The organism is Candidatus Poriferisodalis sp., assembly GCF_965219595.1.
Taxonomy (GTDB): domain Bacteria; phylum Actinomycetota; class Acidimicrobiia; order Acidimicrobiales; family Poriferisodalaceae; genus Poriferisodalis.
In genome coordinates this window covers 714,747-737,107 of the sequence record NZ_OZ244781.1, presented here as the reverse complement: position 1 = coordinate 737,107, position 22,361 = coordinate 714,747, and the positions used below count along the sequence as shown (strand labels likewise).

Below are 22,361 nucleotides of genomic sequence, written 5' to 3'. Positions count from 1 at the left end.
TGAGCGACGGGCTGATGTGTCGGAATCTGCCAGTTGAGCTCCCGGCCGGACGGCCGGTGCAGACCGCGAGTCTGCCCTACGTGGACAGGCGCGAAATACGCGTTTTGGTTCGGCTAGCGGCCGGTCCAGACGGGATCGCGCTTCTCCACGAACGCCCGTGGCCCTTCCAGGAAGTCCTCGGTGCCGAGGATGTTGCGGAAGTGATCCTTGGTGATCTCCCAGCCGTCGTCCTCGGAGCGCGCATGGCTCTCGAGCACCACGGCGCGGCTCTCGCGCACGGCCTTGGGAGCGTTGGCGATGATCCGCCCGGCGAGCTCGATCGCGGCGGGCACCACCTCGCCCTCGGCGGCCATCTCGTTGACCAGCCCGAGCTGGTGGGCCCGCTCGGCCGAGATCGGGTCGCCCGTCATGGCCAGCTCCAGCGCCACGTTGCGGCCCACCACCTGCGGCAGGCGGAACAGCCCGCCCGCGGCGGCCACCAGCGACCGCTTCACCTCAGGAATGCCGAAGCGGGCCCGCGGCGAGGCCACCACGAGATCGCAGGACAGCACGATCTCGAGACCGCCGGCCAGCGCCGCCCCGTCCACCGCCGCGATGAGCGGCTTGGTGCGGGGGTAGCGGGCGAGCCCGGCAAAGCCGCCCTTTTCGGTCTCGATGGGCTTCTTGGCGGCCACCGACTTCAGGTCGGCGCCGGCGCTGAACACGGTGCCGGTGCCGGCCAGGATCCCGACCCACACCTCGGGATCGGCCTCGAAGGTGTCGAGATGGGCTTCCATCTCCGAGGACACCTCGTGGCTGATGGCATTGCGGGCTTCGGGCCGGTTCAGCGTGAAGATCGCCACCCGCCCCTGGACTTCGTAATCAACGACCATCGCGTCAATCTAGGAGTCGCGCAGCTAGGTGCGCCCGCTCTGGCATCTGTACCTGACTGTTCAGCGGCGGATGTCGGGGGCGCCTAGGCGGGCGGCGTCGGCGGTCTGGTCGTCGGGCCTCGTTTGGCTGTCGCGTTCGGCTTCGACTCGTGCCTGGTAGTGCCACACCTCGCGCTCGACGGTGTCGGGTGACCAGCCGAGTTCGGCGCCCATCAGTTCGGCCGTGTCCTGCGCGGCGTCGACGCCGCGGTCCCACGACTCCACCGACAGCCGTGTCCGCCGGGTCAGCACGTCATCGAGATGCAGTGCCCCCTCGTGGCGTACTGCGTGGACCACCTCGGCACGCAGGTACGGCAGCCCTTCTGCCAGGGGCCGGCCCAGGTCGGGCTGGGCGGCGATCAGCTCGAGCACCTCGTCGATCCGATCGCCGTGGCGGTCGAGCAGGTGCGCGGCCGTGGAGCGGCTCAGGCCCACCCGGGCACCGAGCTCGTCGTGACGCCGGCGCCGCTCCTCGTAGCCGTCGGCACCCACGAGCGGCGTGACGAGCGTGGCGGATCGGCGGGCGGCAGCGTCACGGCGGCGGCCGGCGAGCCGTGGCGCCGTGTGGCCCCGGGCCGCCCACACCTCGCCGAGCGCCAGCTCGACCGTGTCGGCCGCCATCACCCGGTAGGTCGTGTACTTGCCGCCGGCAACCGAGACCAGTCCCGGCGCGACCCGGGTGATCGCATGCTCGCGGCTCAGCTTGGCCGACTGCTCAGCCGAATCGGGGGCATCGCCGGCCACCAGCGGTCGCAGCCCGGCATAGACACCGCAGATGTCGTCACGGCCGATCGGGCGGGCCAGCACGCTGTTGAGGCGTTCGAGCAGCAGCTCGATGTCGGCGCTGCTGGCAGCGGGGTGGGCGTAGTCGAGATCCCAGTCGCTGTCGGTGGTGCCGACGATCCAGCGCTCGCCCCACGGCACTACGAACAGCACGCTGGGCGGTGTGGGAACGATGAGCCCGCACTGCAGGTCGATCCGATCCCGCGGCACCAGCAGGTGGATCCCTTTCGATGCACGGATCCGGGTGCGGGTCCCCTCGGGGGGCCGGGTGCCACGGTCGGCAAGCTGCTCGATCTGGCTCGTCCACACGCCGGTGGCGTTGATCACCGCATCGGCGTCCAGCTTGAAGGTGCGACCGGTCTCGCCGCAGTGCGCGATGACCCCGCGGACGGCACCGTCGGCGACCACCAGCTCCTGCACGCGGGTGGAGGTGAGGATGCGTGCACCATGAGCGGCAGCCGTGCGGGCGATGGCCACCACCAGCCGGGCGTCGTCGGTCTGGCCGTCCCAATAGGTGATGGCGCCCCGCACGACATCGGCGTCGAGGCCAGGTGCCAGGCGATGGGTGCCGCGCTTGCCGAGGTGTCGGTGCGAGCCATGGGCGTGGAGCCCCCGACCGGCCATCGCGCTGTACAGCGCGATGCCGAGCCCGGTGCGCAGCCGTTCCCGCCAGCCTCGCCGGATGGGGTAGAGGAACTGGACAGGGCGCACGAGGTGAGGCGCCAGCCGTCCGAGCAGCAGCCGGCGCTCGGTGAGCGACTCCTTCACCAGGCCGAACTCGAGGCGCTGCAGGTAGCGCAGGCCCCCGTGGATCAGCTTCGACGAACGGCTCGAGGTGCCCGACGCCAGGTCGCGCTGCTCCAGCAGGGCCACGCTGTGACCCCGCAGCGCCAGGTCGAGCGCGCAGCCGGCTCCGGTGACACCGCCGCCGATGACCACCACGTCGACGCGGCCGTCACCGTGGCCGCCGCTGAGCTCGTCGAGCCACGCGGCCCGCTGCGCCGGCCCCAGCCGGCTGTCGCCAGCAGCATCGGCTTCGGACGCGCCGTCGCCGGTCGCGGCAGGTTCGTTCACTGTTCAGCCGCTCTGCGAAGTGCCCGCCCTGCTTAGGCGAACTCGTGGGGCAGGTGACGGCGGGCCGCCCAGCCGAACAGGATCCAGCCGAAGTCTCCCTCAGTGAGGTTGCGCTGCGCGATGCGTGCGTCCTCGGCGGAGATCGGGATGCCGCGGGCGGCCTTCATCTGCACCTCAGCCACGCGTTCGGCCAGCACGAACCAGCCCACCGCGTCGGCCGGGCTCGCCCCCACCGTGAGCAGCCCGTGGTTGGCCAGGATGACGGTGCGGCAGTCGCCGAGGGCAGCGGCGATGCGCTTGCCGCCGTCGGTGGAGAGGACCTGCACTTCCCCGTCGTCGAAGAGTGCGTGGTCTTCGAAGAAGCAGGTCGCCTCCTGGTTGATGGGTTCGATCATCCGCCGTTCAGCCGAGAACGGCGTGCCCCACTGGGTGTGGGTATGTGCGGCGGCACGGATGTCGGGCCGCGCCTCGTGGATGGGGTGATGTATGTGGTAGGCGGCGTTGTTGATGGTTGCCGGCCTGCCTTGCTGGTCGGTGGCGGTGCCGTCGGGCGCCAGCAGCACGAGGTCGTCGACCGTCGCTCGTTCGAACGGCACGCCGTACCGCAGCAGCCACATGTGGTCCGGCTGCAGCGGGTCGCGGCAGGTGATGTGGCCGTCGCCCAGCTCGCCCCAACGGAGCGTTCCGAACAGGCGGTATGCCTGGGCTAGGTCGGCCAGCAGGCGGGAGCGCTCGGCGTGCGGGTCGGCCTCGAACGGCTCGGCGGTCTCGGTGGCAGGGTCGCAAGCAGTCACTTCGCGAATTCTGCCACGCCCGGGGTGCACCGGATACGTCCGTAATCGCTTGCGGACTAGTCTCGGCCACGCAGGTCTGTGCGCCTGAAATGGGGGGTCTCATGGCAACGGTCACCCTCGACCGGCTCACCAAGAAGTACCCGAACGGGTTCGTCGCCGTCACCGACCTGAACATCGACATCGCCGACGGCGAGTTCCTCGTACTGGTGGGGCCCTCGGGCTGCGGCAAGTCGACGGCGCTGCGGATGGTGGCGGGGCTCGAGGAGATCAGCGACGGCGAGCTGCTGATCGGCAGCGAGCGCATGAACGACGTGGAGCCCAAGGATCGCAACATCGCCATGGTGTTCCAGAGCTATGCGCTGTATCCACACCTCGACGTGGCCCGCAACATCGGCTTCCCCCTGAAGCTGGCGGGCGTCCCCAAGGCAGAAGTCGAGGAGCGGGTGCGCACCGCCGCACGCCTGCTCGAGCTGGAACCGCTGCTCGGCAACAAGCCGGCACAGCTCTCGGGCGGCCAGCGCCAGCGCGTCGCCATGGGCCGGGCCATCGTGCGCGACCCGGCGGTGTTCCTCATGGACGAACCCCTGTCGAACCTCGACGCCAAGCTGCGGGTGCAGATGCGCGCCGAGATCACGGCCCTGCAGCACCGGCTGGGCGCCACCACCATCTACGTCACGCACGACCAGGTGGAAGCCATGACCATGGGCGACCGTGTGGCTGTCCTCAAGGACGGGCTGCTGCAGCAGGTCGACGACCCCACCGACCTGTACGAGCGGCCCGACAACCTGTTCGTGGCCGGCTTCATCGGCGCGCCGGCGATGAACCTGCGCCTGGCGCGGCTCGAGAGCGGCGCCGACGCCTGGCAGCTGCACTTGGGCTCGCAGACGCTGTTGCTCAATGAACAGGTGCTCGCGGCGAATCCCGCCTTGCGGAGCTACGACGGGGCCGACGTGGTGGTGGGCATCCGGCCGGAGGCTTTCGAGGACGCTTCCGTGGCTACCGACGACGGGGCGCCGCGCTTGGCGGCGACGGTGTCGTTGACCGAGGCGCTGGGCTCGGATCTGCTGCTGCACTTCCCGCTTGATGCGCCTTCTGTGGAGGCTGGTGATCCCGATGCTCTGGAGGGCATTGAGGATCGGATGGTGATTGCTCGGGTGCATCCTCGTAGTGCTGCCCGGCCCGGTTCCACGGTTGAGCTGACCGTCGACGTGAGCGGGCTTCACTTCTTCGATCCCCAGACCGAAGCCGCTATCCGCAGCTGATCGTGGGCCCGCTACGGAGGCGGCAGAACCCTCGGCGACCAGCGATCCAGCCGGTCGCAACGTCGCCGAGTCTCCTGCCGCCTCCGCAGCTATGGCATCTGTGCCATCCGCGGTTGAGGGATCAGGGGTTCCAGAGCTTTTGGTGGGGGATGGATTGCAGGACTAGTTGGCCGAAGCGGTTGCATTCGGCTAGGTGGGGATAGCCGGAGAGGATGAAGGCGTCTATGCCTGCTTCTTGGTAGGCGTGGAGCTTGGCCGCCACCTCGTCGGGGTTGCCGACTATTGCTGCGCCGGCTCCGCTTCGGGCTCGACCGATTCCGGTCCAGAGGCCTTCTTCGGCGAAGCCGTCTTTGTCGGCGCCTTCGCGTAGTTGGGCTTGGCGTTGTACGCCTACTGAGGCCGAGTCGAGTGCTCGGGCTCGGATTGTGGCCCCGGTGTCGTCGTCGAGCTGGCTGACCAGGCGGTGGGTGGCATCCATGGCTTCTGCGGTTGTGGGGCGCACGATCATGTGCGCTCGCAGGCCGAACTTGAGTTCGCGACCTACTGCCGCGGCCCGGTCTCGCATTTCGGTGACGGTTGCCGCAACGCCTGCGACGGTATCGGGCCAGGTGAGGAACACGTCGGCCGCGAGCGCGGCGGTGTGCTTGGCGTCGTCGGAGAAGCCGCCGAAGTAGAAGGGCGGGCACTGGCCCTTCACGGTGCCGACGCGTGGGGGATCGAGCTGCACCGAGACGAACTCGCCGTCGAAGTCGACCGGCTGGCCGTTGAGCAGGGTACGCAGCACCTCCATGTACTCGCGGGTGCGCTGGTAGCGAGGCGCCGACGGCAGCGGGGCGCCGGGCAGGTCGCTGGAGATGATGTTGATGGTGAGCCGCCCGCCTGCCATCTGGTCGATCGTGGCGAGCTGGCGCGCTAACTGCGGCGGCCAGAGTTCGCCCATGCGCACGGCCAGCAGCAGGTTGATGCGACTGGTGCGGGTGGAAATGCCCGCGGCGAACGCTGTGGCGTCGATTCCCAGCGTGTATCCCGAGGGCAGTAGCACGTTGTCGAATCCGTTGCGCTCGGCGGTGGTGACGATGTCTGCGCAGTGGTCCCACGAGCTGGCCAGGCTCGGGTCTGGCACGCCGAGGAACTCGTAGTCGTCGTCGCACAGCGCCGAGAACCACGCAATCTCCGGCGCGGCTGTACTCATGGCCGCGGCTCCGCGAGCTGGGCCGCGGTGCTCATTGGCCCAGCCCGGCGAGTTCGGCAGGGGTGAGCAGCTCGCTCATCTGCACTGGTCGGCCCTCGTCAATCGAGACGTGGGCGGCCCGGCCGATGGCCACTGACCACAGCCCATCGACCAGCGTGCACTCCGCCGGGCTCGACGTGAGCACTGCGTCACGGAAGCGCTCTAGCTCGATGTACGACGATCCGTGGTGAAGACCGGTCACCGGCGCGGCGCTGGCGACCGGGTGCTCGGTGACGTTGCCGATCCCGTCGCGGCCCCGCAAGCCCACCCGCAGCACGTCGTCGGGGATCAGCGCCTCGAGCTTGCCGCGCTCGCCCACCACCGACAGCTCTTCCTGGTTCCGCGTGGCGTCGGCGAACATGCATAGGTCCAGCAACGCCCTCGCGCCCGAGGCGAAGTCGACGATCACGAAGGCGTTGTCCAGGATGTCGGGCGTCTCGCCGTCGTAGGTCTCGTCGAGATGGTTCAGATCCTGCGCGCCCGACGCCATCACACGGACCGGCTCGTCGCGGACGATGAATCGCATGAGGTCGAAGAAGTGGCAGCACTTCTCCACCAAGGTCCCGCCGGTGTTGCGATTGAACCGGTTCCAGTCGCGCACCTTCGGCTGGAAGGGGAAGCGGTGCTCGCGGATCGCCACCATCGCAATGCGGCCCACGGCGCCGGCGTGAGCCTGCTCGATCAACGCAGCCACCGGCGCCATGTAGCGGTACTCCAGGCCCACCCACACCAGCGGTGCATCGGGCCCGAGCGCCTCGACGCCGTCGATGATGCGGCGGCAGTCGTCGAGCGTGGTGGCCAGCGGTTTCTCGACCAGTTGGGGCACACCGGCGTCCGCCACGTCGAGAACGATGTCGGTGTGCAGGTGGTTCGGCGTTGCCACCACCACTGCGTCGCAGAGCCCCGCATCGAGCAGTGCGTCGTGGCTGCCGAAGCTGGGGACGGGGTCGAGCCCGCTGCAGGCCAGTTCGTGCTGGGCCGCCTTGAGCGATGATTCCCAGTTGTCGCACAGCGCCGCGACCTCAGCGCCGTCGAGCGCTACGAGGTTGGCGACGTGCTCGAGGCCCATCATGCCGGTGCCGATCACGCCGAAGCGAATCGGCTCACCGGCCGCTCCGGCCACGGCTTCGCCTTCCGTCTCAGCCTCTTGGGTGCCGTCGCTCACGGCAATGGCTGACCTTCGGAGGCTTCGACAATGTCGTACACGTCGTTGCGGTCGAGCTGCACGCCGAGCGCTGCCCGCAGCGATTCGAGGCGCTCAGGCTGTTGCGTGCCGACAATGGCCACCGGCGCGGTGGGGTGGGCGAGCACGAAGGCCACGCACGCCGCGGCGCGGTCGACGCCCTCCCGTTCGGCCAGCCGGTCCAGCGTGGCCAGCAGTTCCGGCCGCACCCCGCTGTCGTCGCCGGCCGGCGGGCTCTGTGCCATGAGTCGCCCGCCTGCGAGCGGACTCCAGGCCAGCGGCACCATGCCCATCTCCGAGCACAGGTCGAGCGTGCCGTCTCGCAGCGCGTCCAGGCAGGCCGCCGAGTACTCGGGCTGGGTGCTCACCAGCGGTGCGTCCAGGTGAGCCGCCAGCGCCCGGGTCTGCGCCGGCGTGTAGTTCGACACCCCCACGGTGCCCACGAGCCCGTCGGCAACCAGCCCGTCGAGCGTGTCGGCCACCTCGGCTGGGTGGGTGAACATGTCGGGCCGGTGCACCTGGTACAGGTCGATGCGGTCGGTGCCGAGCCGGGCCAGCGAGGCCTCGCACGCCGACCGCATGGCGGCCGCGCCCGAGTCGTACGGCACCGGCGGCACGATGCCGCCCTTGGTGGCGAGCACCATGCGATCGCGCAGCTCGGGCCGGGCCCGCAGCACCGCACCCAGGTTCTCCTCACAGGCACCGAAGCCCGTGCCGCCCCAGTCCAAGCCGTACACGTCGGCGGTGTCCACCAAGTTCATGCCGAGCTCGAGCCCGGCCTCGACGAGCGCGGCGTTCTGGCCGACATCGGTGCCGGTGAAGCGCCAGAGGCCCAGCGCCAGCGGGCCGATCTCGACGCCGCCCGGCCCGAGCCGTCGCGCGCCCGCGCGCACCAAGTTCCCAGCGCTCCCTGCGCTCAAGACTTCACCGAGCCGGCCAGCAGCCCGCGCACGAAGAACCGCTGCAGGGCGAAGAACACGATCAGCGGCACGCCTGCCTGCACGAACGCGCCCGCAGACAGCACGTGCTCGCGCAAGCCGAACTCGCCCGCCAGCGAGGCGATGCGGATGGTGGCGGGCCATGCCTCGCCGTTCGAGCCGATCATGGTGATGGCCACGAGGTAGTCGTTCCACGTCCACAGGAACTGGAAGATCGTGAACGCTGCCAGCGCAGGCACCGACAGCGGCACCACGAGCCGCCAGAAGATCGTGACGTGATCGGCACCGTCGATGCGGGCGGCCTCGAACAGCTCGCCGGGCAGCGACGCGATGTAGTTGTGCAGCAGGAACACGGCGAACGGCAGGGCGAACGCGGTGTGCGTCAGCCACACCGCGGTGGCGCTGCCGGCGAGGTCGAAATCTGGGAACAGCGTCAGCGTGAATTCGGTGCCGGGAATGGTCCAGTGCGCCCCGCCGGCGTAGAGCTGCAGCAGCGGCAGCAGTGCCACCTGGTTCGGCAGTGCCAGCAGCGACACGAACACGATGAACAGCCACTCCCGGCCCCGGAACTTGATCCAAGCGAAGGCATAGGCCGCCATGGCGGCGATCGCGACCGGGATCACCGTGGCCGGAATGGCGATGGCGAACGAGTTCACCAGTGCCCGCGCCAACCCGCCGGTCTGCTCGGTGCCCAGCACCTCGGAATAGTTGGCGAGCGTCCACCCGCCCTCGTTGAACGACTCCCACCAGCCGCTGTTGCGCTGCGCGTCACGGGTGCGGAACGAGTTCAGGAACAGGCTGCTCGCCGGGATGCTCCATACGATCACCATCAGCCACAGCACCCATGTCGGGATGCGGCGCAGGAAGCCGTAGATCAGCTTGCCGGTGCGGTCGACCCGTTCGATGGCGCCGCCTGCGCCGCGGCCGCCTCCAGCAGCCGGGCCGGGGCTCGAAGCGGTGACCGTGCTCATGCGTCTGCTCGCTGCGTGCGCCGGATGTTGAACGCCATGGCCGGCACGACGGCCAGGAACAGCACGACGGCCAGCGCGGAGCCCAAGCCGAAGTTGAGCTCGGTGAACGCCTTCTGCCACATCTCGTTCGCGATGACCTGCGTGCCGAAGTTGCCGGCGGTCATCACCTTCACGATGTCGTACACCTTCATCACCAGCACGATCAGCGTGGTGGCCACCACCGTGATGGTGGGGATGATCGTGGGGATGATGACGTTCCAGAACGTCTGCCGTTCGGTGGCCCCGTCCACCCGCGCTGCTTCGATCAGTTCAGAGGGCACTGCCTTGATGGCTGCCGACAGGATCACCATGGCGAAGCCCGTCTGGATCCAGATGAGCACCACCATGAGCCACACGTTGTTGAACGGCGCCTCCTGCAGGAACAGGATGGTGCCTGCGATGTGCTCGCCATTCGGGCCGGGCACCGAACCGCCCAGCCCGGGCCCCAGGAACCGGTAGATCAGCCACAGCACCGGTATGGCGGTGACTGCGGCGCCGATGGCGAACGCGGTCTGCCGCCGCCTCACCCCGAACGCGCACAGGCCCGCCAGCAGCACAGTGACGAGGGCCAGGACCAGGACAGCCACCCACGCGCCGCTGGTGCGCGGCCGCAGGCTGCCCAGCCAGACCCAGATGGCGTTGAGGAACCCTGTCTGCGGTTTCTGGGGCGGCCGGGCGATGTACATAAAGCGCCAGATGATCCCGGCGCCCACGAACGAGATCGCCATGGGCAGGAAGATGAGGCTCTTGGCCACCGATTCTCCGCGCACCCCGTCAGCGAGCACCGCCGCAGCCAGCCCGAGTGCCGTGGACAGCCCCGTCACCACCACCACCCACCACAGGTTGTTGATGACAGTGCCCCGCAGTGTGGTGAACACGGCGAACGAGAGCACGAACAGCCCGATGGCGATCGGGCCGATCGAGCCGGGCAGGGCCTCCATGGTGCGGCCGCGGCGGCGGCCCACTGCCATGCCGATCCCCAGACCGACGGCGATGAGCACAAGGGCGGCGTAGAAGAGACGGCTGGTGAAGATCTCGGTCCAGCCGCTCAGGTCGAGGCTGTTGGGGTTGGTGAGTATCTCGCCGTAGTTGGCGAGCCCCACCCATTCGGCGGCCCGCGAGTCGAGCAGCGAGAGATAGATCGATCTGAGCAGCGGGATCACCAGCCCCAGCGCTGCGAACAGCAGCGACGGCCCGAGGAAGGTGACGAGACGCCCGCGTTCGGACAGGCGGGTCCGGCTGGACTTCGACGGCGTGCCCAGCAGGCTGGCCGCAATGCCGGCGGCAGCACCGACGACCGCGCACACCGCCGCCCAGAGCCACAGTGGCCCACCAGCAACGTCATTGCCGGCGATGACTGCGCCGATCAGCGCACCGACGAGTGCGCCAGAGGTTGAAAGAAACGTGCGCCAGCGATCAACCGCCAGGTCGAAGAGCCAGTTCGCTCCGAAGAACAGAGCAGTGCTGGCGCCGATGGCGATGACCACGCCGATCAGCGCACCGCCTAGCGCGCCCATTGTCGCAGTCTTGCAGGCGCGCAATCACACTCGATGACTGCGAGGCGCGTCACCACGCCGGCGGGATTCATGGGATGCCCAGACGCGAAGGAGGCCGGCCCAGCACGCTGGACCGGCCTCCGTTCACGAGTGTCTTCTACTCAGGCCGGTTACTGCGGCCAGGAAGCGTCGATCGCTGCGAACGCCTCGGCAATGGACTTGTCGCCGTTGACGGCGCTGGTGCCCTCCGTCCAGAAGGTGCCGGCGCCGACAGCGGCAGGCATCAGGTCGGACCCGTCAAAGCGGGCCGGGCTGGCCGTCTGCAGGATCTCGACGAACGACCGCTCGAGGTCGTTGTAGACGCTGAGGTCCTGGTCGAGGTTCGCCGACAGGAAGCCGGACTGGCCGCCGCCCTTGCGGGCCGCCTGTGCAGCCTGGCGGACTTCCGCGTACTCGGAACTGCCCATGTACGCCATCACGGCCCACACCTCGGGTGCGTTGCGGAATGCCGAGACGTAGGTGCCAGCGGTCAGCACCGGCCGGTTGCCCTTGACGCCGAGTGCGGGGAAGTAGAACACATCGACCTCTTGGCCCGGACCGACGCTCGTGCCTTCAGGCAGGAACGCTGCGTAGAACGACGCCTGGCGGTGCATGGCGCAGTCGCCCGCGACGAGCGGCTCGCCGTTGTCGCCGAACGGCGTGGCAGCGATGGAGCCGCCTGAGGCGTACACCATCCCCGGGGTGTTCCAGATGTCGAGCACTTGCTGCGCCACGAGGACGATGCGCGGATCGGCGAACTTCACATCGCCCGCGACCCACTGGTCGTAGATGTTCTCGTCATGGATGCGCAAGACCAGGTCTTCCATCCAGTCGGTGAACGTCCAGCCGGTGGCGGGGCCCGATTCGATGCCGACGCACCAAGGCGTGACGCCGTCGCCGAGCATCTGGACCATCAGGCCTTGCAGCTCTTCCAGCGACTGCGGAATGGCGTAGCCGCCGCTCTCGAAGATCGAGGTGTTGTACCAGACGATCGACTTGAGGTCGGTCTTGTTGGGAACGCCGTACAGCGTGCCGCCGAACGTGACAGTGTCGAGCGTGCCGGCGGGCCACTGGGCGCCGATCGCAGCTTGCACCTCGTCGGGTACGGCCAGGATCCAGTTCTCGGCTGCGAAGTCGCCGACCTTGCCAGGCTGCGGGAACACCGCAATGTCCGGCGGGTTGCCGCCGACGGCCTGGGCGTTGATCTGGTCGGAGAAGTCGCGGGCGCCGGTGTAGACGATCTCGATGCCGGTTGCCGCAGCGAAGACGTCCAAGGCGTCTTGCATGGCGCCGGCCTCTTCCTCGCTCGACTCAGGGCCGAACACCGTCACCTTGGTGCCAGACAGGTCCATCATGCCGTCGTCCATGGAGTCATCCATCGAGTCGTCCATCGACTCGTCGTCCATGGACTCATCCATGTCGTCGTCCATGGACTCATCCATGGACTCATCCATCGACTCGTCGGCCATCGCCTCGGTTGCGGCGGGTGCCTCCTCGGCGTCATCGCCGTCGTCGTCACTGGCGCAGGCAGCAACGATGAGCCCGAAGGCAAGCACGACTGCCAGCAGTCGAGATGTGCGTAGGCGGGTTGATCTGGTGCGGTGCTTTTTCATGTGAGTTCCTCCCTTTTGGGGCGCAAGCCCATTCGTGTATCGACGTTGCAAGCGCTTGCAGTCACCGTGCCGGAAGCCTAGCGCGACGGTTGAACATGCGATTCCGTCATCTGTGCCCTGCGAGGGCCGGATTCCGGCCCAGATCAACGTCCAAACTGTGCTCAATCGGCGCCCGGCGGCCCCACCGAATCCCGGATGATGAGCTCGGTGTCGAGCTGCACGTGCTGCGGGGGCTCGACGCTCGGCTGGAGCATCTGCAGCAGCAGTTCGGCGGCGACAGCTCCCTGCCTGGCAACGTGCTGCCTGACGGTGGTCAGCCCCACGAGGCGACTCTGGTCGTGATCGTCGACCCCCACCACCGACAAGTCCTCCCCGATGCACAGCTCAAGATCGCGAGCAGCGAGCATGACACCGAACGCCTGCTCGTCGCACATGGCGAAGATCGCACTCGGAGGCTCGGCTGATTGCAGCAGCGCGTGGGTCGCCCGGCGCGCCTCGGCCCAGCTGTTGCTGGTGGACACCCGCAGCGCCGGGTCGGGCGTGAGCCCAGCCTCGGCGTGCGCCTGTTCGTAGCCCTGGGCTCGATGAGCGGGGATGCTGAAGTTCAGCGAGTCGCCGCTGTCGAGGCTGAGCAGGCCGATGCGTCGATGCCCGTGCCGGAGCAGGAGCTGGGTGGCGTCGCTGCCGACGGCCACATTGTCGATGGTCACCGAGCTCAGCACATCCGTACGAAAGCCGACGCTCACAGCGCGCCCGCCCTGGGCGACGAAGGCTTCCGCAGCCGCCTCGTCGAGAGCGACGTCGACGAGCACCACTGCATCGCTCCGCCCCGACCTCACGCCGTTCAACTCGATGAAGCGCTGCCGCTCGTCGAGGTTTGCAACGCCTGACAGCAGCAGGTCGTACCCGGCGGCGGTCATCTCACGGCCCAGCGCGCCCACCATCGTGGCGTTGAACCAGGCAGCCGGGTCTGGCACCGCCACCGCAATCGTGTTCGTGGTTCCGGCGGCCAGCCGTGCGGCGGGCAGATTGGGCCGGTAGTCGAGTTCAGCGGCTACAGCGAGCACTCGCTGCCGTGTCGCGGTCGCCACGTGCGGCAGGCCGCGAAGGGCACGGCTGACGGTTGCCGTCGACACCTCCGCCGCCCGTGCGACATCGCCGATACGGACCGGGGAACCGGCGCCGGCTGCTCGCGCCACAGGCCTCTCGGCGAGCGATGCCTCGCCTAGATCCGCCATACGGCTGCGCTCGCGGGAGGCAACGAGTGAACTCCGCCGGACCCATCCTGCGCCGCTGCGGCCGCGCGAGTTGCGCCCGGGTGACGGCATGCCGTCGTCGAGTCGTAGAGCAACGTGGCACCGACCGCCAGCGGCACGTCGGACGCCGTGTCGCCGACGTTGGCCGCCACCATGAGGCCGCCCCGCCGATACGAGATGATCGGTCCGTCGCCGCCGTCGGTCCAGGTCACGTTCGCACCGGCGGCTTCGAGGTCGTGGCGAGCGGCCCGCTGCACCGCGAACAGCTCGCGGTACGCCTCCAGCCACGAGCGCGCGGCCCCGTCCTGCGCCGCAACCGTGTGGATGTGCGGGCGATCAGCCGACCGCAGCCACGGCTCGGCGTCGGAGAAGCCGTTGTGCGGGCCGTTGCCCCACGGCATCGGTGTCCGGCAGCCGTCTCGCCCCGCACCCACGTCGCTGTCGGGGCCAACGGGGTCGAGCTTGTCGGCCACTGCCACCTCGCCGTCGGTCAGCCCGAGTTCCTCGCCCTGGTAGAGCACGAGCGTGCCGGGCAGAAATGCCGCGAGCACGTTGAAGGCCAGCGTGCGAGCGGCACCCCAGCCGTTCTGAGCGGCACGGTCGTCGCTGCTGACGACGCCACGTGGAGCGAAGCGAGTGGGGGCTCGTGGCATGTCGTGGCTGCTCATTGCCCACAGCAGCCGTTCGGCCAGGTCGCCGGTGGGTGCGCGCAGCGTCGTGCGAATCTCCGCGGTCTCCCACTCGATGTGCATGGGCGCAAACCAGTAGCCGCCGTGCATGCCGTCGGCGGGCAGCAGCGCATCCATGCCTCGCGGGTCGAGGTGGTACGTCTCGCCGTGCAGGAAGGCCCCGTAGCCGTCGCAGATGGTGCGCCAGCGCCGGAAGACGTCTTGGCTCTCGGGCTGGAACACGTCGTGGAGGTGCTCGAAGCAGTCCCATTGCTCCCAGCGCGATGCACCCGGGGGGACGGGCTGCAACTGCGGGTTGGAGCGCAGTTGCTCGTCCTTCACCAGGCCGCCCGCCACGTCGACGCGGAAACCGTCGACGCCGCGGTCCAACCAGAAGCGCAGGACGTCGTCCCACTCGGCGGCGACAGCCGGATTACGCCAGTTCAGATCGGGCTGCGACGGCAGGAACAGGTGCAGGTAGTACTGGCCCGAGTCGGGATCGAGTGTCCATGCCGGGCCGCCGAAATAGCCGACCCAGTTGTTCGGCGGGCCGCCGCCGGACGCCGGATCGCGCCAGATGTAGTAGTCGCGGTAGCGCTCGCGGTCGGCTGCGCCGGAGTTACCCAACGCCGCCTGGAACCAGCGGTGGTCGCTGCTCGTGTGATTCGGGACGAGGTCGGTGACGATGCGCATGTCGCGGCCGTGGGCTTCGGCCACCAGCCGGTCGAGCGTGGCCAGGTCGCCGAAGAGCGGGTCGACGTTGCAGTAGTCGGCCACGTCGTATCCCCAGTCATGGCCGGGCGTGGGATAGAAGGGCGTGATCCAGACGAAGTCCACGCCGAGGCGTGCCAGGTAGTCGAGCTTGGTGATCACACCGCCGAGGTCGCCCACGCCGTCGTTGTCGGAATCGGCGAATGAGCGCACGTACACCTGGTAGCCGACGGCATCGGCCCACCAGCGCCGGAGGCTGTCTGTGGCTGATGCGGGGCTGCAGTGCGTCACGGCCACCTCCGGTCGTTGATCGACCGTCAGTCTGCCGCGTGTCTGTAACCGTTTGCGGCATCACCCGCAGCGAGCCCCTCCTGCAACCCAAAGACCGACCCGCCGAAGCGGGCCGGACTGTGCAACCCAACGACCGGCCCGGTAACCCAAAGACCGACCCGCCGAAGCGGGCCGGTCCTTGGTCTGTCAGTTTGGGTTGTGTGATGTGCGGCTCGGAGTTCACACCCCGAGCGGTGAACACAGGGCTTGTCTAGCGCAGTGCAACGAATAGTGTCAACTGTCCGGTCAGCCAACAGAAAGGCGCCCGTCATGCCACAACCTCCCAGCCCCTATGACTTCCTTCCCTCTGTCGCATCGTTCGACGTGCGAAGCGACGACGTCGCCGAGGGACAGATGCTCCCGATGGCGCAGGTCTCAGGCATTTTCGGCGCCGGAGGTGAAGATCGATCCCCGCATCTGTCATGGTCGGGCGCGCCTGAGGGCACACAGAGCTACGCCGTCACCTGCTTCGACCCCGACGCGCCGACCGGCAGCGGCTTCTGGCACTGGGTCGTATTCGACATTCCCGCGTCATGCACCGAGCTCGCCTCAGGTGCCGGCGATAGCGAAGGCAGCGGGCTGCCCGACGGTGCCAAGCAGCTTCGCAATGATGCCGGACTGTCCGGCTACCTGGGCTCTGCGCCGCCGGCTGGCCATGGCCCGCACCGCTACATGTTCGCGGTGCACGCGCTGAGCGTTGCCTCGCTGCCCATCGACGAGAACGTCTCGCCGGCAATCTGCGGCTTCAACATGTTCGGCACCACGCTGGGCCGCGCCCTCCTCACGCCCATCTACGAACAGAGCTAGCGATGGCGGCCGGAAGCGCCCACAGCGGCGTTCCGGCTCCAGCGAATGGCGTTGCGATGCGCCGCCTCGCTTGGAATGACGACGTGGGGGAACCGTGCTTGAGGACGATCACGACCTGACCGACGATGATCTCGCTGCCCTCGAGGTCATCTACCGCGTCATGTGGGAGGACGAGGGCGCCGGGCTGCACAAGCACGTGGCCCGCAGCTTTCGAGCGTGGGCTCAGACGCAGCATCCGCATCTCGACGTGGCCGACGTCGAGGGTGACGGCGGCGACGACGGCCACATCGCGCGAGAGAACGGCAGCCGTGTCGACCTGACGCGGGCCACCAGGACGAACGGCGGTGTCACGACGACGACACTGGAGCTCACACAGCACGCGGCGCTGGGGAGGTCGGTAGTCAGGATCCGGGTGCTCAGCGGTAATGGCGAAGCCTGGGTCTGGGTGGATGTCGAGGCGCCTCATATCGCTGCTACGCCGGGGAGCCTCGGCGCGGCCGACCCGGGGGTCCCCGCTGCGCCCGGTACCGACTCCGGGCAGTCGCGCTGGGCCCAGCTCCGCTCGACGGGAGCGGAGTCGCTCGTGTCTGACCTGCTCGACACTGCCCACGGCCGGGGCGGGCGGCCTCACCTCGGCCGTGAGCCGCTCACTACCTCGCCGGTTCCTGTCCGCGATGTTGAGCATGCCAAGGCCATCCGCAATGCCGTCCTGTCGCCCGATCGACCGGTGCCGTACCTCGTGCTGGCGTGGGATCCCATCAACCCGAGCACGGCACTGGGCGACATGACCCGGCGAGCGCAGAGCGCGGCGTCGCAGGTCGCCGGCTTGGCTCGCGTCTTTGTCATGCCGCTGGAAACGCTGACACCGTTCCAGCGCCTGATCGGCGGCGAGATGGACCTCGAGCCCGGCGAGGCCCGGCTCTACCTGCCCGGTGAGCACGAGCCGCACCGTCACCGCACGCTCGCCAAGGAAGTGGTGCGTTCGGACCCGCATCAAGCCGGCCGCTGGGCGAGCCAGCTCTTGAGCCTAGCCATGGTCGAACGCGAGCCGCCGACGCTCTTCAGCCAGTCTCAGGCCGAACTCGGCAGCCAGCGCCGGGCGCCCGAACTTGCCTCGGGCTCAGGCTTGCACGAGCGCATCGAGGCGCTTGAGTCCGAGCGCGACGACCTGTGGGAAGCGTTGTTCGAGACGCGCGAGCAGCGGCAGGCAGCCCGCGATCAGCGCGACGAGATGTCGCAGCAGGTGCTCGACATGCAGGACGAGCTGGAGCTGGCGCAACTCCGGACCGAGGAGCTCCAGGAGAAGCTCATCGACAAGGAAGACCAGATGGTGGAGATGCTGGTCCGGGTGGGCGAGGCCGGCACCCCGATGGTGACCGATGCTGCGGGCAGGAAGTACCCGCCGGTGACGTCGGTGAGCCACGCGCTGCAGCTGGCGCGGGCCAACCTCGTCCGGGTCGAGATCCCGCGCGAGGTCGACCAGCACGTCGCTGAACTCGACAACTCCATCGAGGCGCGGTCATGGGCCCGCAGCGTGTTCGACGGGCTGCTCGCGCTGGAGGCCTACGCGCATTCAGGCGCCGAGTTCGGCGACTTCCGGGACTGGTGCAAGTCGAGCAAGCACCCGCGCAAGTGGTTCGCGAATTCGAAGAAGCTGGCGATGCGCGAGTCCGAAGAGGTGATGAGGCGATCCGAGCTGCGACGCCTGCGGGAAATGCCGGTGTCGGCGCGAGTCAGCGACGCGGGCCACATCGTCATGGAGGCGCACCTCAAGCTCTCCAACGGCGGGCTTGCACCGCGGCTCTATTTTCACGACGACACCGGCCGCAACACCGGCAAGGTGCATGTGGGCTACATCGGCCCGCACCTGCCCACCAAGCGCTTCAGATCCTGAGATCGAGACGGCGCCGGACAGTCAGCTCGACGCTCCCTGGGCGGTCTGGCGGTCGCCCTGGGGATCGCGGCGCGACACGAAGCCGTTGAGGTCGCAGGCCTCGCGTACCGGCGCCGACATGTCGTAGGTGCCCGGATCCAGCGGCGTGCCGGTGCCGTCGGCGACCCGGGTCATCATGTGGAAGTTGGCGCTGACCGCCACGGCATCGACCATCACGTCGGCGCCCGCGGCGTCGACCACCGCGGCTCGCGCCGCAGCCGTGGCTTCGCGGTCTCCTTCCCACATCGCCTCGGCCAAGCGCGCCAGCAGCGCGCCGTGGGGCACACCGCCGTCGCCATCGCCGGAGCCGTTGACGGCTTCGTAGCTGACATCCATGTCCTTGTTCTGGCCGCTCAGACCGAGCAGCAACGCATGTGCGGACGTTCAGTAGAAGCACTCGTTGAGCTTCGATGTCCGCGCCGCAAGCACCTCGATCTGGGGCCGGGTGAGCGAGTTGCGGTCGGACACCACATCGCCGCGCACACGCTCCATGGGCACGTACTGGGCGTCGGAGAGGATGAACAGTGCCTCGTTCTCCGCCGGGACGGCGCTGAGCGCCTTGATGACGTTGGGCATCTTGATGTCGGCAGTGGGCACCCAGTGGTACTTCACGGCTGCAGGTGCGCCTTCCCGCCTCGGCGGACCGTCGGCGGGCTCGTCTAGTTCGATGCGCGGCAGCTCCAGCGCGTCGGCGAAGCGATCGACGCAATTGGACTGCGCCACCAGCCCCACCAGCTCCACGTAGGCCAGCGGGTCAACGCCGCGATCGATGATCGACTGGTACCAGTCTTCAGTCAGCGTTCCCGGGTGGTTGGTGATGCGCCAGACCGCATCGACTGCAGCGGCCCGCAGCGGGCCGTCAGCATCGACGAGGCCCTCGATGCTGCTGGGCTGCACCCACGGCGGCAGCACGCTGCCATCGTCGGCGCGATGGTCCCGGGCGGCGCGCACCTGCCGCACGATCTCGGCACGCTGCTCGCCGGTCCACCAGGTGCCGGGCCTCGACCAGCGGGCCGCGATCTCGCCATGTGCAGCTCCCAGATCATCCCGAATAGGCAGCTCAGTGTCATACGTGCGCTGTGGCGCTGCGATGCTCATAGCCGGATCTCCGCTGGCCGGGGACAGTGTCGGTGGCCACATGCTGGCACACGCGGAACAGCCACACAGCGGCCCGTTCGAAGAGCGGGAACCGGCGGTGCGCGCGCCGTTCCGGTTGGCCTACGATCAGCCCCGCAATCTCGCCGTGTCGCCGCTTGGGCTGCGCGGCGGGGTCGCTCTCGCTTGCACCATCGAACCCCTCAAGGAGCACAGATGCCAACGCCGCAGAAGGCCATCTTCAACGAGATGGGCACCAACCAGTGGTACGTCCACCTGAGCCGCGTCGAAGGCGCGGATCTCGGTGTGGTCACGTCCGTCCTTGCCGACCTGCGGGCTGCGTGCGACGCACAGGGCATCAACCTGACGCTCGGCTTCGGACCGGGCCTGCTGCCGGAGCTGACCGATGACGTGCCCGACGACTTCCAGGCCTACGTGACGGTCCAGTCCGAGGACGGCTCCGGGCGCGAAGCCAAGGGCACACAGGAAGAGCTGTTGCTGTGGCTGAACCACGACGACAAGGACAAGGTGTGGAAGGCGCAGTACGACGCCCGCACCGCCCTGGCGGGCCACATGGCCGTCGCTCGTGAGACGCCCACGTTCATCTACGGCGACTCGCTGGACATGACCGGCTTCAAGGACGGCACCGGCAACCCCGCCGACGAGGATCAGCCTGCCGTGGCCATCGTGCCCGACGGCGACGCGGGCGCAGGCGGCAGCCACATCATCGCCCAGCGCTGGGTGCACGACCTCGACGGCTGGAACGCGCTCTCCGATGAGCAGCAGGAAAAGAACTTCGGGCGCAAGAAGTTCCCCGAGACCGACAAAACCGACAGCCAGGAGCCCTACAGCCACCTGAGCCATGTGGAGCTGCGCGCGGATGGCAACCACGGCAACGAGGGCAGCGACAAGATCAACGAGATCGCCCGCCGCTCCACGCCGTACGCATTCCACGACGGCACCGTGGGGCTGTACTTCATGGCGTTCTGCAAGGACCAGGCACCGCTGCGGCGCCGCCTGCGCCGGATGTACGGGCTTGACGATGCCAATGGCGTGCGCGACGCCATCACCGACTTCTCGAACCCGGCCTCTGGTTCCTTCTACTTCGCTCCCAGCGAGGAAACTCTCGACGCCATCACCGGCTGAGAACCCGGTCGCCTAGGCATCTTCGGCGGCTTGGTCGCGGAACCATTCGCGGGCTGACATTGAGGCGATTGCTTCTAGGGCCAGCCCCGTGTGCAGATCGTCGGCCATGGCGCGCCGCAGGGGGCGCACCAACGCGTGGCGGGTGTTGCGCAGCAGGATCGGGTTCAGCTTGGCGAGGTCGGCGGCGATCTCCTGCGCGCGGGCCATGAGGTCGTCGGCGGGCAGCACCTCGCCCACGATGCCGAGTTCGTGGGCTTCGGCGGCATCGATCTGCTGGCCGGTGAGCAGGAAGTAGCGGCCCCGGTTCGGGCCGAGCAGCAGCGGCCAGACGATCTGCATGCTGTCGCCGGGCACCAGCCCGCCGGGGAAGTGCGGCGCGTCCTGGAAGTAGGCGCCCTCGGCGGCGAGCACGATGTCGCACAGCACCGCCAGCTCGGAGTGCACCGTGACCGGGCCGTTCACTGCGGCGATCATGGGCACCTCGATGTCGAGCATCTGGTCGACGAGTCGGTTGCCCTCCCAGATGATGCGGTCCCACACGGTGGCATTGGCGCGCCCCTCGGCGAGCGCGTTGACCTCGTCGGGCAACTCGATGAACGAGTCGCCGGTGCCGGTGAGGATCACCACCTTGATGTCGCGGTCCGATGCCAGCGCCATGAACAGCTCGGGCAGCTCACGGTGCGGACGGCCGCCCCACTGAAGCGGACCGCCGCGCGTGTTCATGCGAACGGTCACCACCCCGGCGTCGTCGCGGGTCACCTCGGCGGTGCGGTATCGGTCTGCGTATTCGGCGAACTCCATGGCTTCATGCTCGCAGAACGCGGATAACGACGAGAGAGCCGGCGGGTTGCCCGATTACCATCGTTGCGACAGGGACTGCCTGGGGGAGCGCGATGACTGACGTTGCGGATCGAACGGAAGCGGCCGATGCGCCGACGAGAGAGCAGCACCTCGCAGACATGGCCGACTACCTCGCTGGCGGCGTGCAGCGAGCCCACGACACCGGCAACAGGGGTCCCGTCCGGTACGGGTCCGACGGCAAGCTGCACCCCGAGATCCTGGAGAACTACTGGAAGCACGGCTTCTATGTCTTCACCGGAGTCGTCGGCCCTGACGAGATTGCCGAACTCCGATCCGAGGTGGGCGAGGTCATCGAGCGGGCGCCGGTGCGCCAAGGCGCAGAGGTGGACCGCCACGGCCGGCCCGCACTGGGCCGCGACTATGCAGTCGAGCCGTACATCCACATCGCGCCGCTGTCTGACCCGTTCGGCGGCACCAGCGCCCTCGGCGGCCGCCACCAGGTCCAGATGGACCAGCCGACGCCCGATGCCGACGCCCCGCCTGATGTCGTCTACCTGATCTTCGGCATGTGCCAGTCGATGCCCTCCGCGCTGCGGCTGTACGGCCATCCCGACCTGATGTCGATCGCCGAGAGCATCAACGGCCCCGACTTCGTTCCCTACAACGACGCCATCTTCGTGAAGGAACCCGGGCTGGGCGGCTCGGTGTCGTGGCACCAGGACGGGGTGACCCACTGGGACAACCCCGACTGGGACATGGGCATCCACGGCTTCAACTTCCAGGTGCAGCTGTATGAGACCACGGCCGCGAATGCGCTGTGGATCGTGCCCGGCACGCACAAGCTGGGGCGCATCGACCTGCGTGCGAAGGTTGCCGACAACGGCGGCAGCACCATGCTGCCCGACGCCATCCCGCTGCTGTGCGAACCGGGTGATGCGACCGTGGTGAACCGTCACATGGTCCACGGCTCCTATGCCAACACCTCTGCAGACCCGCGCATCTCGGTCACGTTCGGCTTCCACCGGCGCTCATCGGTGGTGGGCGTGGCAGGTCAACTGCGGGTGCACGAGCGCGACGGCGTGGTCGTCTACGACGAGGAGCGGGTGTTCAAGCGGTCATCGGTGATCGCGGTGGCCATCGACGCCCGGGCGCAGCATCGCCCCGGCGAGCGCCGCTACACCTACGCACCTTTCGTCGGCCTCGAAGACGATTTCCGCTACAACGACGAGACGTTCGACCGCGTCATCCGCGACTACAACCTCAACGACCTCGCCATCTAG

At 68.5% G+C, this 22,361-nt stretch carries 19 protein-coding genes; 5 read left to right on the top strand and 14 right to left on the bottom strand.

Features of this window, described 5'->3' with window-relative positions; genetic code table 11:
• Positions 1-113 precede the first annotated feature (113 nt).
• The 3 genes from ACOQPE_RS02985 to ACOQPE_RS02975 form a co-directional block, all read right to left on the bottom strand.
• Positions 114-872: a crotonase/enoyl-CoA hydratase family protein gene (locus ACOQPE_RS02985; RefSeq protein ID WP_420610438.1), complete on the bottom strand. Its 759-nt coding sequence runs from the start codon at positions 870-872 to the stop codon at positions 114-116.
• A gap of 60 nt (positions 873-932) precedes the next feature.
• Positions 933-2,705, bottom strand: a complete 1,773-nt coding sequence (locus tag ACOQPE_RS02980; protein ID WP_420611343.1) for a glycerol-3-phosphate dehydrogenase/oxidase — start codon at positions 2,703-2,705, stop codon at positions 933-935.
• Between the two features lie 95 nt (positions 2,706-2,800).
• On the bottom strand, positions 2,801-3,562 hold the full coding sequence (locus ACOQPE_RS02975) for a class II aldolase/adducin family protein (RefSeq protein ID WP_420610437.1): 762 nt from the start codon (positions 3,560-3,562) through the stop codon (positions 2,801-2,803).
• Positions 3,563-3,663: 101 nt separating this feature from the next.
• Here ACOQPE_RS02975 and ACOQPE_RS02970 point away from each other — a divergent pair, with 101 nt between their 5' ends.
• Positions 3,664-4,824 (top strand): ABC transporter ATP-binding protein, encoded by a 1,161-nt coding sequence (locus ACOQPE_RS02970; protein WP_420610436.1) that lies wholly within the window; start codon positions 3,664-3,666, stop codon positions 4,822-4,824.
• A 121-nt stretch (positions 4,825-4,945) separates the two neighbouring features.
• On the opposite strand, the gene ACOQPE_RS02965 is transcribed toward ACOQPE_RS02970, so the two are convergent.
• The 8 genes from ACOQPE_RS02965 to ACOQPE_RS02930 all read right to left on the bottom strand — a co-directional run bounded on the left by ACOQPE_RS02965 (position 4,946) and on the right by ACOQPE_RS02930 (position 15,260).
• The gene (locus ACOQPE_RS02965; RefSeq protein ID WP_420610435.1) at positions 4,946-6,016 is read right to left on the bottom strand and encodes an LLM class flavin-dependent oxidoreductase; all 1,071 of its coding nucleotides are present in this window, start codon (positions 6,014-6,016) and stop codon (positions 4,946-4,948) included.
• A gap of 31 nt (positions 6,017-6,047) precedes the next feature.
• Entirely contained in the window at positions 6,048-7,220 is a 1,173-nt protein-coding gene (locus ACOQPE_RS02960; RefSeq protein WP_420610434.1) for a Gfo/Idh/MocA family protein, read from the bottom strand.
• Positions 7,217-8,158 carry an aldo/keto reductase gene (locus ACOQPE_RS02955; RefSeq protein WP_420610433.1) on the bottom strand — a complete coding sequence of 314 codons (942 nt, stop codon included), beginning with the start codon at positions 8,156-8,158 and terminating at the stop codon, positions 7,217-7,219. Before ACOQPE_RS02955 ends, ACOQPE_RS02960 begins: the two co-directional genes overlap by 4 nt.
• Entirely contained in the window at positions 8,155-9,147 is a 993-nt protein-coding gene (locus ACOQPE_RS02950) for a carbohydrate ABC transporter permease (protein ID WP_420610432.1), read from the bottom strand. Before ACOQPE_RS02950 ends, ACOQPE_RS02955 begins: the two co-directional genes overlap by 4 nt.
• A complete protein-coding gene (locus ACOQPE_RS02945) occupies positions 9,144-10,703 on the bottom strand; it encodes a carbohydrate ABC transporter permease (protein WP_420610431.1) in 1,560 nt (519 codons plus the stop codon). The genes ACOQPE_RS02950 and ACOQPE_RS02945 overlap by 4 nt, the downstream gene beginning before the upstream one ends.
• Positions 10,704-10,852: 149 nt before the next feature.
• Positions 10,853-12,334, bottom strand: coding sequence for an ABC transporter substrate-binding protein (locus ACOQPE_RS02940; protein WP_420610430.1), 1,482 nt, complete (start codon positions 12,332-12,334; stop codon positions 10,853-10,855).
• A 161-nt stretch (positions 12,335-12,495) separates the two neighbouring features.
• On the bottom strand, positions 12,496-13,572 hold the full coding sequence (locus ACOQPE_RS02935) for a LacI family DNA-binding transcriptional regulator (protein ID WP_420610429.1): 1,077 nt from the start codon (positions 13,570-13,572) through the stop codon (positions 12,496-12,498).
• Positions 13,560-15,260 (bottom strand): alpha-amylase family glycosyl hydrolase, encoded by a 1,701-nt coding sequence (locus tag ACOQPE_RS02930; RefSeq protein WP_420610428.1) that lies wholly within the window; start codon positions 15,258-15,260, stop codon positions 13,560-13,562. The genes ACOQPE_RS02935 and ACOQPE_RS02930 overlap by 13 nt, the downstream gene beginning before the upstream one ends.
• A 309-nt stretch (positions 15,261-15,569) precedes the next feature.
• Between ACOQPE_RS02930 and ACOQPE_RS02925 the strand changes: the two genes are divergently transcribed.
• Both ACOQPE_RS02925 and ACOQPE_RS02920 read left to right on the top strand, forming a co-directional pair.
• Entirely contained in the window at positions 15,570-16,106 is a 537-nt protein-coding gene (locus tag ACOQPE_RS02925; RefSeq protein ID WP_420610427.1) for a YbhB/YbcL family Raf kinase inhibitor-like protein, read from the top strand.
• 94 nt (positions 16,107-16,200) lie between these two features.
• Positions 16,201-18,000 carry a hypothetical protein gene (locus ACOQPE_RS02920; protein WP_420610426.1) on the top strand — a complete coding sequence of 600 codons (1,800 nt, stop codon included), beginning with the start codon at positions 16,201-16,203 and terminating at the stop codon, positions 17,998-18,000.
• Positions 18,001-18,021: 21 nt separating this feature from the next.
• On the opposite strand, the gene ACOQPE_RS02915 is transcribed toward ACOQPE_RS02920, so the two are convergent.
• On the bottom strand, positions 18,022-18,408 hold the full coding sequence (locus ACOQPE_RS02915) for a hypothetical protein (protein WP_420610425.1): 387 nt from the start codon (positions 18,406-18,408) through the stop codon (positions 18,022-18,024).
• Positions 18,409-18,423: 15 nt separating this feature from the next.
• Positions 18,424-19,137 carry an alkylhydroperoxidase-related (seleno)protein gene (locus tag ACOQPE_RS02910; protein WP_419916598.1) on the bottom strand — a complete coding sequence of 238 codons (714 nt, stop codon included), beginning with the start codon at positions 19,135-19,137 and terminating at the stop codon, positions 18,424-18,426.
• Between the two features lie 213 nt (positions 19,138-19,350).
• Here ACOQPE_RS02910 and ACOQPE_RS02905 point away from each other — a divergent pair, with 213 nt between their 5' ends.
• The gene (locus ACOQPE_RS02905; RefSeq protein WP_420610424.1) at positions 19,351-20,280 is read left to right on the top strand and encodes a Dyp-type peroxidase; all 930 of its coding nucleotides are present in this window, start codon (positions 19,351-19,353) and stop codon (positions 20,278-20,280) included.
• A 12-nt stretch (positions 20,281-20,292) separates the two neighbouring features.
• Here the strand turns inward: ACOQPE_RS02905 and ACOQPE_RS02900 are convergent, their stop codons facing one another.
• On the bottom strand, positions 20,293-21,081 hold the full coding sequence (locus ACOQPE_RS02900; RefSeq protein WP_420610423.1) for an enoyl-CoA hydratase/isomerase family protein: 789 nt from the start codon (positions 21,079-21,081) through the stop codon (positions 20,293-20,295).
• Between the two features lie 92 nt (positions 21,082-21,173).
• On the opposite strand from ACOQPE_RS02900, the gene ACOQPE_RS02895 reads away from it, so the two are divergent.
• Complete coding sequence (locus ACOQPE_RS02895) at positions 21,174-22,361, top strand: phytanoyl-CoA dioxygenase family protein (RefSeq protein WP_420610422.1); 1,188 nt, start codon at positions 21,174-21,176, stop codon at positions 22,359-22,361.